Here is a 14,234-nt window from a genome sequence, read left to right as displayed (position 1 = left end):
AGTGTTTCGGAAAATCTTTTTTAAATTTAACATACAATCACTTTAAATCATTTAAAAATGAAAAGCAAAACATTAGCATTATTGGCGGGATGTTCTTTTTTAGCAGCTTCATGCTGTACTACAAAGACGTATTCTGTAAACGCCAAAAGCAACACACAAACAGGCGGAACGGCAAAGTTTACTCAGAAAGGGGACGATGTTACGATGAAACTGGAAGTAACGAATCTTACACCGGGAATCCATGCGGTACACATTCACGAAAAGGGTGACTGCTCGGCAGCAGACGGAACCTCAACCGGAGGACACTGGAATCCATCTAAGAACGACCATGGAAAATGGGGAGCCGAACATTTCCACATGGGTGATATCGGAAACCTGGTGGCCGATCAGAATGGTGTAGCCACTTTAACATTCAAGACTGATAAATGGTGCCTTGGGTGTACGGATGAATCTAAAAACATTATCGGAAAAGGACTTATCGTACATGCTGCGGCAGACGATTTTCATACTCAGCCGACTGGAAATGCCGGAGGAAGAGTGGGATGTGTGGAGATTAAATAATTTGGATTATTTCAATAAAAATGCGGGCTGAATCTTCGATTCAGCCCGCATTTTTTATTTATTTTTTTAAGACTTTACACTCATGTCTGCAATAATATTCATTGCCTCCTGAAGGTAAAGATCTTTTTTAAGATTTTTGATCCAGATTTCAGATTTTTTCTTGAAAGCTTCGTCTTTTTTCTCTCTTTCTATTTCGCTTTGATACATCGAGAACTGAAGTCCGTTTTCAAACTTAGTTAAAGATTTGAACTTCTCGATCTGTATTTTTCTTTGCTTCATTAGGTCATTAAACTTATTGATATTAAGTGTAATCGTCTCTTCTTTATCCAATTGTTCTCTCCATTGTGCAGATTCCAACAATAATTGGTATTTCGCATTTTTAGCCATTCTGTCTGCACTTGCTTTTTCTAAAGCCTGGATATTGAAAATATTCAGTTTCTGGAAATTTGCTGTAGGAATTTTGTCCCAAGCCAATGCAAAGTCGTCATATCTTTCACCCACCTCGGCATATGTGAAGAAATCTTTCATCTGGATGTCAGAAACGATCCCTTTTCTTTGGTTAGATTCCCCTGTTATTCTGTAAAACTTCTGAATCGTAAGTTTTAAAGACCCGAAATCATCTTCTGTATTTAAGAATCTGTTCAAATCAACAAAAGTCTGAACCGTTCCTTTTCCGAAAGACTGTGGTGAACCTACGATGATGGCTCTACCGTAGTCCTGCATGGCACCAGCGAGAATTTCTGAAGCGGAAGCGGAAAGCTCGTTCTGCATGATTACTAAAGGACCCGTCCAGATCGGAGTTTCCTGCTTATTTTTAAGAGTCTGAATTTTCCCGTTTCCGTCTTTCACCTGAACATAAGGTCCTGCATTCATGAACAATCCCATGATGTCACCAACCTCTGTTAATGAACCTCCTCCGTTATTTCTTAAATCTAAAACAATGCCTTCAATTCCCTGAGCTTTAAGCTTTATGATTTCATTTTTGATGTCATCAGAAGCATTTCTTCCTTTTTCATCTTCAAAATCTGCGTTGAAGCTTGGTAAATTGATGAAACCATATTTCTTACCATTTTGAGAATTCACCACAATACTTCTGGCGAAAGTATCTTCAATAGCAACCTCTTCACGGATCATAGTAACATCTTTGATCGTCCCGTCTTTTTTCTGAACCGTTAAAGTAACCGGAGTTCCTTTTTCACCTCTGATCAAACGAACTGCCTCGTCAGAAAGCATGCCTACAACGTTTACAGCGTCTTCCTTCGGTTTAGATTTAACCTTTAAAATTTTATCTCCTTCAGAAAGCTGCTTCGATTTCCACGCCGGAGCACCGATGGTAAGAGCGCCTAAATAAAGGTTTCCTTTTTTCTCCTGAATAATTGCCCCGATTCCGATTACTTTTCCTTTGAATTGTGTATCAAAATCATCTTTATCTTTTGGAGAATAATAGTTGGTATGCGGATCGAAAACTTCAGTATAAGCATTCATGTACACCGTAAACCAATCCATTTTCTTTCTCTTTTTAAATCTCGTAAATGTTTCTTTTACAAGATCTTTCACCTCATCGGTTGCTTTTTTAAGCTTTTGATCAGGGTTAAGAGGCTGATATTTAATCGTATCCTTTAAATTGTATTTCTGAACAGAATCTTTTTTCTCTTTCTGAGCTTCTTCTTTGCTGTTCATCGATTCAATTTCCTGAAGGATATTGTATTTGATGAATTTTTTCCATTCGTTGTACTGTTCTTGCTTGTTGACAGGTACTTTTTTCAGTTTCGGCTCAAGTGTAAGCGTCTCATCTTCCTGAAGATTGATTGGCTTGCTGAAGATATCCTGAGTAATTTTATCGATTTCATCTACTCTTTGGTACAACCTGTCGATTGTAAGTTTATAAAATTGAAGATCTCCCTGATTGATATAATCATCAAGCTTCGTTTCATGTTTGCCAAACTCATCCATATCCGACTGTAGAAAATATCTTTTCCCCGGATCTACCAATTCGAAATAATGCTTGTAAACATCTTTAGAATACGCATCATTAATAGGTTTTGGGCTGTAGTGTAAGTAAGAAAGTGTATTTTTCACGCTCACCATTATCGTCTGCATCTTTTCGTCATCATTTTTAGGCGAGTTGAAACAAAACATTAGACTTGTTAATGGAATTAGGAGTAAAAATTTATTTAGCTTAAAATTTTTCCACATAAATCTGTAATGTATTTTTATTATTTTTTTTAAAGGATTTTAAATTAGTAGTCATTTTTAATTTCCTGTTACAAACTATCAAATTTAATACCTTATTTGTAAATATCCGTTAGATTTGAGCACAAATTTAGTATTATAAAACAATCATCATTATATTTATTTTCCATCTTAAGTTTTTTTTAATTAAAATTTCGGATAAAATTCTTTTGCCTGAGAATTACATCATCTTATTTTCTGTTTTGTGACTTTGTTATTTGCGATTAAGATTATTTATTTTTAGAACAGATGGCTCACATAAATTTGCTATATTATTAACCATAATTATTTTTTCCATTTATTAACATCAAACATCAACTTATTAATTATCATTTTACAATTTAAAAAAGCGATGCATTCATATTTTTAATAAATTTATATATACTAATTATTGATAGCTTTCGGAATCTACATGTAGACCGGAATCTATTGAATAATTCAGCGTAAATAAAAATACTAACCATGCTCGTTAAAAAAAATCTTTCGCTAAAAGACATTTATAAATTCGCCGGCCAGCACCTTTTATGGCTTTTTCCTTGGATGCTATCGGTGACAGCTTTGTATTATTTTACACACTGGAAATTCATTACCATTCCCTGGCTTCCGCTTTCATTGATTGGTACTGCGGTGGCTTTTTATGTTGGTTTTAAAAATAATCAATCTTACGACAGACTCTGGGAGGCCAGAAAAATCTGGGGAGCTATGGTAAATAACAGCCGGAAACTAAGCACGATGGTGAAGAATATAAAGGGAGAAAATTCCGTTTCTGATGAAAGTACCGACAACATCCGGAAAAAGATTATCCACAATCACATTGTTTATCTCTATCAGCTGCGGGAACAGCTTTTAAGACCGGTTCGATGGGAACATGTGAGTCTGTACGGAGCTTTTGGTTTTTATAATCAAAAAAGAAGGGACAGAATATTTAAGGATTTTGAAAATGAATTAAAAGAAATTCATTATCTCCGATATATTTCCAAAGAAGAAATACAGGAACTGCAGCAGTTTAATAATCCTGCAACACAGCTTTTGGATCAGCAGACACAGCTTATACAAAAACTTCTGGATCAGCATTCAATTAATTATATGCAGCAAATCGAGCTGCAGGCTTCTATCAATAGCTTTTATGATGAGCAAGGAAGAGCAGAGCGAATTAAAAACTTTCCGTTTCCAAGGAAATACGCCAGCTTCAGCTTTGTTTTCGTCTGTATATTTGTGTTTCTCTTACCTTTCGGAATTGTTGGTGAATTTGCTAAATTAGGTGATGAGATGATTTGGTTAAGCATTCCTGTGGGCGTTATTGTAGGATTTATCTACGTGGTTATGGAGCTTATCGGTGATTATTCTGAAAATCCTTTTGAAGGCTTACAAAATGATATTCCGATGCTTTCCATTTGCAGAACCATTGAAATTGATCTGCTCCAGATGATGGGTGAAAAAGATATTCCCAAACCTATTCAGCCTAAAAATAATATTTTACTGTAAATCTCTATTACCATGGAAGACTTCGTTGAAATCTATCTGAAATCTTTACAATCTTTTTGTCCGGAACTTAAAGATCAGGAGCTGGATTTATTTGCTTCTAAACTTAATTTTTTGGAGCTCAAGAAGAAAGATATTTTTCTGGAATCAGGGAAGGTTCAGAAAATGCTCGGTTTTATTGCTAAAGGACTGGTCCGTTCTTTTTATATCGACCGTCATGGGAATGAAATTACGGTCGGATTCTATGCCGAACAGGATTATGCAACCCATTATCCCGCATTTGTTTTTCAAAAACCCAGCCACTATACCATACAGTGTCTGGAGCCTACTACTTTTGCCTGTCTGTCTTACGATGATATTCAATCCATGTATCAGCAATCCCACAATATCGAAAAATACGGACGATTGGTTGCCGAAGAAATTTTAATAAGACAACAGGAACGCATCGAAAGCTTTATTTTTCAGTCTGCAGAAGAGCGTTACCTGCATTTTATAAAACATCATCCGGGTATCTTCAACAGAATTTCTTTATCCCATCTCTGCAGTTTCTTAGGGATTGAAAGACAAACTCTTACCCGAATCCGTCAAAAATTAGCCCATAAGTAATTTTTGACACATTTGTGTCAGGTACAGTGTCTTTTTCTTTGGCAACTTTGCAGTATAAAATTAACAACTGCAAGGATTTACATTTTAAAACAACTTAAAAAATCATTAAAAGTTGAATTTAAAAATGTCTCTTGCTAAAAATAAAAACATCATGACACATCAAAAACATTTAAGCTCAACATCAGCTTATTACAATCCGGAAAAAGGTTTCAGAATTCACCTTTTGGTTTTCTTATTAGCAACACCATTGATCTGGCTGATCTGGTATTTAACAGACAGAACATACATCTGGCCGCTTTGGTCTACTCCAGCTTGGATGATTGGAGTTATTTTCCATTTTTTAGGAATTTATTTTTTCAAAAATTTAAAAAACAAGAAATAATGGAAACTCAGGAAAAAACATTCAGAAGAGTTGTGACAGGTCACGATTCTGAAGGCAAAGCGATTATTATTAATGATTCTTCAACTATAAATTCACATTTGGTGGGAGGAAAAGGTGGCCCAACATTTTTTGAGGTTTGGCATACGGTAGAAACTCCGGTTTTGATTCATCCGCAACCCGATGAAATCGATGAAGCCCATTTAATCTTACCTCCACCCAAAAACGGAACAAGAATAAGAGTGATAGAATTTCCACCCGAAGGCGATGAAATCAGAAATTTAACGGAAAAAGAAGCCGCAGAAAAATTCAAATCTATGGGAGACGAAAAGGCTTCAACTTCATCCGAAGGTGCTCCACATCCATTGATGCACCGCACAGAAACTTTGGATTACGGAATTGTTTTGGAAGGCGAAATCACCATGATTTTAGATCAAGAAGAAACGACCATAAAAGCGGGAGATATTGTGATTCAGGTTGGAACCAATCACGCTTGGGCCAACAGATCAGGGAAAATCTGCCGAATGGCTTTTGTACTGATTGACGGGCAGTTTACAAACGATTTTAACCTTAAAAACTAAAAATCATGCGTTTACAACCACTACCTCCGGAAAGTCTGAATTCAGAATTGCGATTTGTGCATGATGAAATTTCAAATTTAATTACCAAAAGTCAGGGGCAAGCCTCTATGATGAATGAAGAAGGGGCTTTATTAGGACCATTTCCTGCGATGTTACACTTTCCGCAATTTGGAATTCCGGCCTTAAGTTTCATCAGAACACTCGATACATTTGCGACATTAGATAAAAAAGTCCGTGAAGTTGCCATTTTAACGGTTGGAAGTACATTCGGAGCCCGTTTTGAACTGTATGTTCATGAAATTATGGCTGAAGCATTTGGCTTTTCTAAAAATCAGGTCGCTTCACTTTCTTCGGGAATTCGTCCGGAAGGATTGAATGAACAGGAAACCATTACTTATGATATTGCTCATACTTTAACCCACGGAAAAATTGTTTCCAACTCAACTTACAAATATGCTGTTGATATTTTAGGAAAAGAAGCGGTTGGAGAACTTTTTTTTCTGATTGGAAGCTACACTTTTATAGCCATGATTCTCAATGGATTTGATATTCCCGCTCCTGAAAATAATGGTGAGTAAATGTGATCTTCATCACACATTTTTAGTGAGTTTACTCCTTCGTTTATAAGCTTTTACAGAAGTAATTTTGTCTTATCAATCAGAAGATTAGATCACAACAGTAACATAAAAAATAAAAACAAAATGGAATACAGAAAATTAGGAGACACAGATCTCGAATTATCAGCAATTACTTACGGAAGTTTTGCGATCGGTGGAACAATGTGGGGCGGAACCGAAGAAAATGAAGCCCAAAATGCCATCAGAGTATCTATTGATCTTGGAGTGACAACCATTGATACCGCACCTTTTTACGGACTAGGATTCAGTGAAGAATTAATTGGAAGAACCATTAAAAATATGGATCGTTCGAAAGTTCAGATCCTTACAAAATTTGGAATGGTTTGGGACGGAAGCAATGAAGGAAAAGGAGATTTTATGTGGGATCAGGAAGATAACGGTAAAATTTATCCTTTGTACAAATATGCTTCAAAAGCCAATGTTATTAAAGAAACTGAAGAAAGTTTAAAACGTTTAGGAACAGATTATATCGACCTTTTACAATTGCACTGGCCAGATTCTACCACTCCGATCGATGAAACAATGGAAGCTCTGCAAAGATTGATTGAACAGGGAAAAATTCGTGCTGCAGGAGTAAGCAATTACAATAAAGATCAGATGTTGGAAGCTCAGAAAACCATCAGATTAGCATCTAATCAATTACCTTACAGTATGCTGAACCGTCAGATTGAAAAAGACATAGTTCCTTCCGCGATTGAAAATAATATTGGTATAATTGCTTACAGCCCGTTAGAAAGAGGATTATTAAGCGGAAAATATTTTAAAGGAGAACATTTAAAATCCGACGATCACAGAAACGGCTATTTCGGACAATTTGATCTTGAAAAAGTAAAAGCTTTCCTTAATAAAATAGAACCTTTAGCCCAAGATAAAAATGCAACACTGGCTCAGTTGGTTCTAAGATGGGCAACCCTTCAACCGGGAATTACAGTAGTTCTTGCAGGTGCAAGAAACAGCGAACAAGCCATCAGCAATGCCCAGTCTATGGACATTAATCTTACTCAAGATGAACTTCTTTTCATCAACAAAGAATTAGAAATTCTTTCTTAATACAATAATTTAAAAATAGAAAATGAAAACAATGTTTTTAACGCTGCTTCTCGCAGTGTTCACACTCTTCACGTCTTCATCTTGCGCTGCGGATGACAGTGAAAACACAACAGTACCGCCTCAAACTTATGTATTGGTTCACGGCGCGTGGCAAGCTCCTTACGTTTGGAATACCGTAAAGGCAAACCTTGAAAAACAAGGTCAGAAAGTAATTTTGGTAGAATTGCCGGGACACGGTTCGGACAATACAGCAACACATACTTTAAGTCTGGATGTTTATGCCAATAAAGTAATTGAAGCCATGAACAAAACAAATGAAAAAGTAATCTTAGTTGGTCACAGTATGGCAGGAATGGTGATTTCCAATGTCGCTGAAAAAGTTCCATCAAAAATTAAAAAACTGATTTATATCGGTGCCTTTCTACCGGAATCTGGCCAATCTTTAGGGGAACTGGCACAAATGGATCCGGGCTCTCAGTTGGGAGGATCTTTAGTACAATCTGCAGATCAGTTAACATTTGATGTAAAAAGTGAAAATTTAGTTCATCTTTTCATTAATGATGGTTCACAGGCGGCAAAAGATTTAGTGCTAAACAATTATCGTCCAGAGCCGGCTATTCCGTTGGGGAATAAAGTGACTTTAACTGCTCAAAACTTCGGAAGCGTTCAAAAAGTTTATATTAAAACACTTCAGGATATTGTGATTTCTCCAAATTTCCAAAATCAGATGATCGCAAAAGCGGGAATTTCGAAAGTTTATGAAGTGAATACAAGTCACTCTCCTTTCCTGTCGAAACCGAATGATGTTTCGGATTTATTAATCAAGATCGGGCAATAATTAATCCAATAAAGAGAAGCAACCGATCAAAACTACGGTTGGTTGTTTCTTTTACAATTGAATTAAACGGTTGTTTGTGATTCTCGTCACACGTTTTTAGTGATTCCCGTCCTTTCACAGCAACGCGCACCTCGGTAAATTTGTAATATAAAATTGAATATCAGAAAACTAACTCAAATAATTCAATTTAAAACACATTAATCATTAACTTTTTAAAACCGAAATTATGATTAAAATAATCAAAATCTCACCTCTCCTTTTCTCGTTGTTTTTTCTATTTCTTTTCTCGGGAATATTAAAAGCTCAACACTCAGAAACCATTGGAAAACTGACAAAATTTGAAGTAAAAGCAGAATATCTGGACGAATTTAAAGAAGAATTAAGCTCTTACGTAAAAACTTCAATTTCAAAAGATGGAAACATCATGTCGGAAGCCTATTTTGAAAAAGAAAAACCTTTCGTTTTATGGTTGATCGAACGATGGAAAAATGTGAAAGAATCAGAGATATTTACTCAAGATTCTCAAGCGAAAAAGATCAATTCTTTATCAAAAAAAGCTTTAACGCAGCCTATTACAATCATTAAAGTAAAAGATCTTGAACCACTTTCAAAAGAAGAATGGCGAAGAACTTCGAGAAAAGAAGATCATCAACTCACCATCATGCTGTTTGTAGATGCAAAACCAGGGACGCAACAAAAATTTAAAGATGTTTATCATGTTGCGATGCCTCAATTTCGAAGCGAACCGGGAGTTGTGACTTATCAACTTTCTGAATTTGAAAATGATCCGACAAAATTTGTTACTTATGAAAAATTTCGTGGAGACGATGCATTTCAATATCATCTGAAATTTCCACCTATTCAGCCTGTTATCGATTATTTAAATACAAGTATCAAAGAACAGCCTTTTCAAAAAGGACTTCATAACCTGATTGAATTCGCCCCTTTAACTCGTGAATAAAACAATTTTAATAAAAATAATTAACTCTAAACAAAATGAAAACAATTTACAAAACCTTTTTAGCATCCATCATTGGAATATTTGCTGTCTCAAATCTAAATGCACAAACAAGAATTAAAACAGAAAAAATGAATCAATTAAACCAAGTAAATGAGTTAGAAATCGTTAATCAGCTTTCTTCTCAACCTGCTGTTGTCAACATGCCAGTTTCTCAACTTTTAAATGCTCCCGGAAACGAAGCATTGAGAGATTTTTTCTTCAAACCAGTGAAAGATAAAACCATTTTAAAAGGTAAAAGAATCGCGGTAATTGCAGCCGATGGTTTCGAAGAAATTGAATTATTGGGACCAGTTTGGTACTTCAAACAACTGGGCGCTCAGGTAGATATCGTAGCTCCAAAATTCAATCCAGCTCCTGCAAGATACGGTTTAGTTTATCCTGAAATGTCTAAAACCCATATCATGGCCATTCAATATTTGCAGCCTGTTGGTTGGATTAAATTCGATAAAACTGCCGATCAGATCAAAGTAAATGATTATCACGCTGTATTCATTCCTGGTGGAGCCTGGAATCCAGATAACCTTCGTTATGATAAAGATGTTATTAAATTCCTTCAGGATTTTAATAAATCAGGAAAACTGATCGCTGCGATCTGTCACGCTCCGGTTGTATTGGCTTCTGCCGATATTTTAAAAGGTAGAAAATTAACAGGCTACTGGAATATTCAGGTTGACTTGAAAAATGCCGGTGCAACAGTTGTTGATGAGCCTGTTGTAACAGACGGAAACATTGTTACAAGCCGTCACCCGATCGATGTTGCAGATTTTTCAAGAGCCGTAGAAAATTGGTTGGTGAAAAAATAATGTATTGAGAAAGCGATAAGCTTTTTGTGTGAAGTGTTTATTGGAGAGTAGTTGATTTTACGATTAAAAGTGAATCTTCTACTCTTTTTTGTTTTAAGTTTAATTAATAGATTTTAAAATTTCAGAAATGAATTCTTGACTTAAAAAACTTTTAATTAAATTTGATACGTGTGAATTCTGTTTCTTCAATTTCGCAGATTCAGCATCTAAAATAGAGCAATTTACACGAAATTTTTGTCCAAAATTATACTTTTTATGGAAAGACCACTTATTCTGGTTACTAATGACGACGGAATTACAGCACCGGGTATCAGAAATCTTGTCAGTTTTATGAACGAAATCGGAGAGGTTGTTGTTGTAGCACCCAATTCTCCACAAAGCGGTAAAGGTCATGCCATTACCATCAATTCCACTTTAAGCTACGAAGAAGTTCATCTTGAAGGTCCACAAACCGATTTTTCATGTAGCGGAACTCCCGTAGACTGCGTGAAAATGGCTCTTGATAAAATCTTGCCAAGAAGACCGGATATCGTGGTTTCAGGAATCAATCACGGAGCGAATTCTTCAATTAATGTCATTTATTCAGGAACGATGTCAGCAGCCGTTGAAGCAGGTGTTGAAAACCTTCCTGCTATTGGATTTTCTCTATTGGATTTCAGTTGGGAAGCCGATTTTACTCAGGCTAAGGAACATATTCAGAATATTGTAAGAAGAACATTGGAAAATCCTATGCCTAAAGGAATTGTATTAAATGTAAACATTCCTAAGCTTGCTAAAGAAGACATCAAAGGGGTAAAAGTCTGCAAACAGGCTCATGCAAAATGGGAAGAAAGCTTCGATGAAAGAGTAAATCCTCACGGCAAAAAATACTACTGGCTAACAGGATATTTTAACAATATGGACGATTCTCCGGATGCTGATGAAACCGCTTTAGCCAACGGATACATTTCCATTGTTCCGGTAAAGTTTGATTTAACCGCTTACGAATATATGAACACTTTGGAAGAAGTAATGAATTTTGATTGAAATTAAATATTGAGGCGTAACAATGTTGCGCTTTTTTTATTAAATGTCCTTTTGTCTTGAAACAAAAGAACCAAAAATTCAAGACTTGGAATCTGAATGCTAAAAATTAAAATTTAAACCTAAAATTCCAAAAACTTGCGCGAATTGAACAATAGTTCTTCGATTCAGAATTTATGTCGCTCTTCAAACAGTGGGAATTTCTTAACGGATTAATTTTTAATTTTCTTAACGCTTCAGCTTCCTATGTCAATTTTAGGAGCGCTAATATAGATACTTAAAAACCTGCGCCATCTGCAAAATCAGCGAGAGAGAATCTTTATTAAACTTTTTATAAAAATCCATTATTTTAAAACTTTCATTAAATCTTTTTCATAATTTTAATTAAAATAATTTACCAAATTATGAGAATAGAATATGATATAAAACTGGGTTTTAAAGACGTCATGTTTCGTCCGAAACGTTCTACTTTAAAATCCCGTTCAGAAGTTGACTTAGAAAGAGAATTTACGTTCAGACATACCCAGAAGAAATGGAGCGGTGTTCCAATTATCGCTGCTAATATGGACACGGTAGGAACATTTGAAATGGCTGTAGAACTGGCTAAGGAAAAAATTATTACCGCTGTTCATAAGCATTATACCATTCAGGAATGGACAGAATTTCTGGATAGCCAGCCTGAAGATATTCATCAATATATCGCATTAAGCACCGGAACAGGAAAAGCAGACGAAGAAAAGATTAAAAATATCCTCGAATTACACCCAAAAATCGAGTTTCTCTGCATAGATGTAGCAAATGGTTATTCCGAGCATTTCGTTGAATTTGTGAAGAAGGCAAGGGCTAATTTTCCCGATAAAATTATTATCGCAGGGAACGTGGTAACAGGGGAAATGGTAGAAGAACTTCTTTTAGTAGGTGCAGATATCATTAAAGTCGGCATTGGTCCCGGTTCTGTCTGTACAACCCGCGTGAAAACAGGTGTCGGTTATCCCCAACTTTCCGCGATTATTGAATGTTCTGATGCTGCCCATGGCTTAGGTGGTCATATCATTGCAGACGGTGGCTGTAAAGTTCCGGGAGATGTGGCAAAAGCTTTTGGCGGAGGTGCAGATTTTGTGATGTTGGGCGGTATGTTTGCCGGACATGACGAAAGCGGAGGCGAAATTGTAGAAGAAAACGGAAAAAAATTCAGACTTTTTTATGGGATGAGTTCAAAAACGGCAATGGATAAACATTCCGGAGGGGTTGCAGAATACAGAGCTTCGGAAGGAAAAACTGTAAAAGTTGCATATAAAGGTCCTGTTTCGGAAACGGTAAAGGATATTTTAGGCGGGGTTCGCTCGACCTGCACGTATGTTGGCGCTTCGAAGCTGAAAGAATTGTCTAAAAGAACAACATTTATCAGAGTACAGGAACAAGAAAATCAGATATTTAAAGATTAACACTTGAATAAAATATTTAATATACTTAATGGAGATTGCCTTGCAGATCAAATAGAAAAAACCTCGGTTAAAGGTGAACAGATCATCTGCAGAGAAGCTTTAATTACCGGTCCTTTACAAGCTGACAATCTGGATGATTTCTGGAAAATAAGATCCGAGTTTATTTCAGAAGAATATCATGCTGAAAAGGATGGCTACTATCCAAAAGTAGTTTCTGAATTTGAAAAGATATTACATATTCCCGAAAACTCAGAAGTGAATCTTTGGTTTGAAGATGATTTGTTTTGTCAGGTAAATTTATGGTTCTGTCTCAGTCTTCTTCCAAAAAACAGAAGATTGAAAATTTACAGAATATTTCCGAAAACAACAAAAGAGAACAACTGGAAGGGATTTTCTGTTTCAGATCCATTTGATTTGGAAGAATCTTTAAAATCAAAGATTATATTTAGACAAGAAGATATTGGTTTAGGCATCAATCTTTAGAAAGCGTTTCAAAATAATGACAGGCAATCTTTAGAACAACTTTCAGAAAATCATTCGGATTGTTTTCAATTTTTAAAGGAAGTAATTGATTCGTATCTGAATATTAATCCTGAAGTTTTTATTAAAAATTTAATAAAAAGCAGAATAACAGACTTCGATGGAATCTTTGAAAAATTTCAGGATGAGCTGGCAATTTTCGGATTGGGAGATCTTCAGGTGCGGAAGATTTATGAAAAAGTTTTAAAAGAAAAACAGTAAAAAATCCGTCAAAAAATTGACGGATTTCATTTATATCTGATGTAATACTAAATTATTAAGTTAGCAAACCTCCATCAACATTCAATGTCTGCCCGTTGATATAAGAAGCCATATCACTTCCTAAAAACACACAGGCATTGGCAACATCTGCAGTTTTTCCTAGTTTCTTCATTGGAATCGCTTCAGCCCATTTTTGAGTCGCTTTTTCGTCTAAAGCCGCCGTCATTTCAGTTTCGATAAATCCAGGAGCAATGGCGTTGCAACGGATATTTCTTGAACCTAATTCTAATGCTACAGATTTAGTAAAACCAATCACACCCGCTTTAGAAGCTGCATAATTTGCCTGCCCCGCATTTCCGCTGATTCCCACTACTGAAGTCATATTGATAATAGATCCTGATCTTGCCTTCATCATCGGTTTAATAACCGCCTTGGTAAGGTTGAATACAGAATCAAGGTTTACTTTGATTACTTTGTCCCAATCGTCTTTAGACATTCTCAGTAAAAGGTTATCTTTTGTGATCCCTGCATTATTGATCAGAATATCGATCTGCCCGAATTCTGCAATCACTTCGTCCACTAATGTTTGGGCTGCATCAAAATCTGATGCATCAGACTGGTACCCTTTAATTTGAGTTACAGAACTTAAAGCCGCTTCTAATTCCTTCGCTTTGTCTACAGATCCGGCGTAAGTAAATGCTATTTTGGCTCCCTGTTGAGCGTACATTTCAGCAATTCCTTTTCCGATTCCTCTTGTAGCTCCCGTTATTAGCGCTACTTTTCCTTCTAATAGTTTCATATGATGACAATTATTTTCTTTATAACTTATTAGCC

15 protein-coding genes are annotated in these 14,234 nt (G+C 35.9%); 13 read left to right on the top strand and 2 right to left on the bottom strand.

Annotated elements, in window-relative coordinates:
* The first annotated feature begins 57 nt into the window (after positions 1-57).
* On the top strand, positions 58-561 hold the full coding sequence (locus tag BUA89_RS20120; RefSeq protein ID WP_072963023.1) for a superoxide dismutase family protein: 504 nt from the start codon (positions 58-60) through the stop codon (positions 559-561).
* 66 nt (positions 562-627) lie between these two features.
* On the opposite strand, the gene BUA89_RS20115 is transcribed toward BUA89_RS20120, so the two are convergent.
* Positions 628-2,757, bottom strand: coding sequence for a carboxy terminal-processing peptidase (locus tag BUA89_RS20115; RefSeq protein ID WP_072963021.1), 2,130 nt, complete (start codon positions 2,755-2,757; stop codon positions 628-630).
* Between the two features lie 498 nt (positions 2,758-3,255).
* Here BUA89_RS20115 and BUA89_RS20110 point away from each other — a divergent pair, with 498 nt between their 5' ends.
* The 12 genes from BUA89_RS20110 (at position 3,256) to BUA89_RS20055 (ending at position 13,142) form a co-directional block, all read left to right on the top strand.
* Entirely contained in the window at positions 3,256-4,278 is a 1,023-nt protein-coding gene (locus tag BUA89_RS20110) for a bestrophin family protein (protein ID WP_072963018.1), read from the top strand.
* Between the two features lie 12 nt (positions 4,279-4,290).
* Positions 4,291-4,881: a Crp/Fnr family transcriptional regulator gene (locus BUA89_RS20105; protein WP_072963014.1), complete on the top strand. Its 591-nt coding sequence runs from the start codon at positions 4,291-4,293 to the stop codon at positions 4,879-4,881.
* 151 nt (positions 4,882-5,032) lie between these two features.
* Entirely contained in the window at positions 5,033-5,263 is a 231-nt protein-coding gene (locus BUA89_RS20100; protein WP_178362479.1) for a 2TM domain-containing protein, read from the top strand.
* Complete coding sequence (locus BUA89_RS20095) at positions 5,263-5,841, top strand: cupin domain-containing protein (protein ID WP_072963008.1); 579 nt, start codon at positions 5,263-5,265, stop codon at positions 5,839-5,841. Before BUA89_RS20100 ends, BUA89_RS20095 begins: the two co-directional genes overlap by 1 nt.
* A 5-nt stretch (positions 5,842-5,846) precedes the next feature.
* The gene (locus BUA89_RS20090; protein ID WP_072963003.1) at positions 5,847-6,419 is read left to right on the top strand and encodes a carboxymuconolactone decarboxylase family protein; all 573 of its coding nucleotides are present in this window, start codon (positions 5,847-5,849) and stop codon (positions 6,417-6,419) included.
* Positions 6,420-6,542: 123 nt separating this feature from the next.
* Entirely contained in the window at positions 6,543-7,529 is a 987-nt protein-coding gene (locus BUA89_RS20085) for an aldo/keto reductase (protein WP_072962999.1), read from the top strand.
* Between the two features lie 22 nt (positions 7,530-7,551).
* Positions 7,552-8,367, top strand: coding sequence for an alpha/beta fold hydrolase (locus BUA89_RS20080; protein WP_083531745.1), 816 nt, complete (start codon positions 7,552-7,554; stop codon positions 8,365-8,367).
* A gap of 226 nt (positions 8,368-8,593) precedes the next feature.
* On the top strand, positions 8,594-9,328 hold the full coding sequence (locus BUA89_RS20075) for a putative quinol monooxygenase (protein ID WP_072962996.1): 735 nt from the start codon (positions 8,594-8,596) through the stop codon (positions 9,326-9,328).
* A 128-nt stretch (positions 9,329-9,456) separates the two neighbouring features.
* Entirely contained in the window at positions 9,457-10,191 is a 735-nt protein-coding gene (locus BUA89_RS20070; RefSeq protein WP_228420643.1) for a DJ-1/PfpI/YhbO family deglycase/protease, read from the top strand.
* 255 nt (positions 10,192-10,446) lie between these two features.
* Positions 10,447-11,217 (top strand): 5'/3'-nucleotidase SurE, encoded by a 771-nt coding sequence (gene surE / locus BUA89_RS20065; RefSeq protein WP_072962992.1) that lies wholly within the window; start codon positions 10,447-10,449, stop codon positions 11,215-11,217.
* Positions 11,218-11,618: 401 nt separating this feature from the next.
* Positions 11,619-12,659 carry a GMP reductase gene (locus tag BUA89_RS20060; protein WP_072962989.1) on the top strand — a complete coding sequence of 347 codons (1,041 nt, stop codon included), beginning with the start codon at positions 11,619-11,621 and terminating at the stop codon, positions 12,657-12,659.
* Between the two features lie 3 nt (positions 12,660-12,662).
* Positions 12,663-13,142 (top strand): DUF1835 domain-containing protein, encoded by a 480-nt coding sequence (locus tag BUA89_RS20055; RefSeq protein WP_072962986.1) that lies wholly within the window; start codon positions 12,663-12,665, stop codon positions 13,140-13,142.
* A gap of 313 nt (positions 13,143-13,455) precedes the next feature.
* On the opposite strand, the gene fabG is transcribed toward BUA89_RS20055, so the two are convergent.
* Positions 13,456-14,199: a 3-oxoacyl-[acyl-carrier-protein] reductase gene (gene fabG / locus BUA89_RS20050; protein WP_072962983.1), complete on the bottom strand. Its 744-nt coding sequence runs from the start codon at positions 14,197-14,199 to the stop codon at positions 13,456-13,458.
* Between the last annotated feature and the right edge of the window lie 35 nt (positions 14,200-14,234).

Source organism: Chryseobacterium arachidis, assembly GCF_900129245.1.
Classification (GTDB): domain Bacteria; phylum Bacteroidota; class Bacteroidia; order Flavobacteriales; family Weeksellaceae; genus Chryseobacterium; species Chryseobacterium arachidis.
This window is presented reverse-complemented; position numbering and strand designations above follow the sequence as displayed.

Excerpts from the sequence above, each read along its gene's own strand:
- BUA89_RS20080 (WP_083531745.1), top strand. The coding sequence starts at position 7,552 with ATGAAAACAATGTTTTTAACGCTGCTTCTCGCAGTGTTCACACTCTTC.
- BUA89_RS20100 (WP_178362479.1), top strand. The coding sequence starts at position 5,033 with ATGACACATCAAAAACATTTAAGCTCAACATCAGCTTATTACAATCCG.
- BUA89_RS20115 (WP_072963021.1), bottom strand. The coding sequence starts at position 2,757 with ATGTGGAAAAATTTTAAGCTAAATAAATTTTTACTCCTAATTCCATTA.
- BUA89_RS20075 (WP_072962996.1), top strand. The coding sequence starts at position 8,594 with ATGATTAAAATAATCAAAATCTCACCTCTCCTTTTCTCGTTGTTTTTT.
- BUA89_RS20095 (WP_072963008.1), top strand. The coding sequence starts at position 5,263 with ATGGAAACTCAGGAAAAAACATTCAGAAGAGTTGTGACAGGTCACGAT.
- BUA89_RS20090 (WP_072963003.1), top strand. The coding sequence starts at position 5,847 with ATGCGTTTACAACCACTACCTCCGGAAAGTCTGAATTCAGAATTGCGA.
- BUA89_RS20110 (WP_072963018.1), top strand. The coding sequence starts at position 3,256 with ATGCTCGTTAAAAAAAATCTTTCGCTAAAAGACATTTATAAATTCGCC.
- BUA89_RS20105 (WP_072963014.1), top strand. The coding sequence starts at position 4,291 with ATGGAAGACTTCGTTGAAATCTATCTGAAATCTTTACAATCTTTTTGT.
- surE (WP_072962992.1), top strand. The coding sequence starts at position 10,447 with ATGGAAAGACCACTTATTCTGGTTACTAATGACGACGGAATTACAGCA.
- BUA89_RS20120 (WP_072963023.1), top strand. The coding sequence starts at position 58 with ATGAAAAGCAAAACATTAGCATTATTGGCGGGATGTTCTTTTTTAGCA.
- BUA89_RS20085 (WP_072962999.1), top strand. The coding sequence starts at position 6,543 with ATGGAATACAGAAAATTAGGAGACACAGATCTCGAATTATCAGCAATT.
- BUA89_RS20070 (WP_228420643.1), top strand. The coding sequence starts at position 9,457 with ATGAATCAATTAAACCAAGTAAATGAGTTAGAAATCGTTAATCAGCTT.
- BUA89_RS20060 (WP_072962989.1), top strand. The coding sequence starts at position 11,619 with ATGAGAATAGAATATGATATAAAACTGGGTTTTAAAGACGTCATGTTT.
- fabG (WP_072962983.1), bottom strand. The coding sequence starts at position 14,199 with ATGAAACTATTAGAAGGAAAAGTAGCGCTAATAACGGGAGCTACAAGA.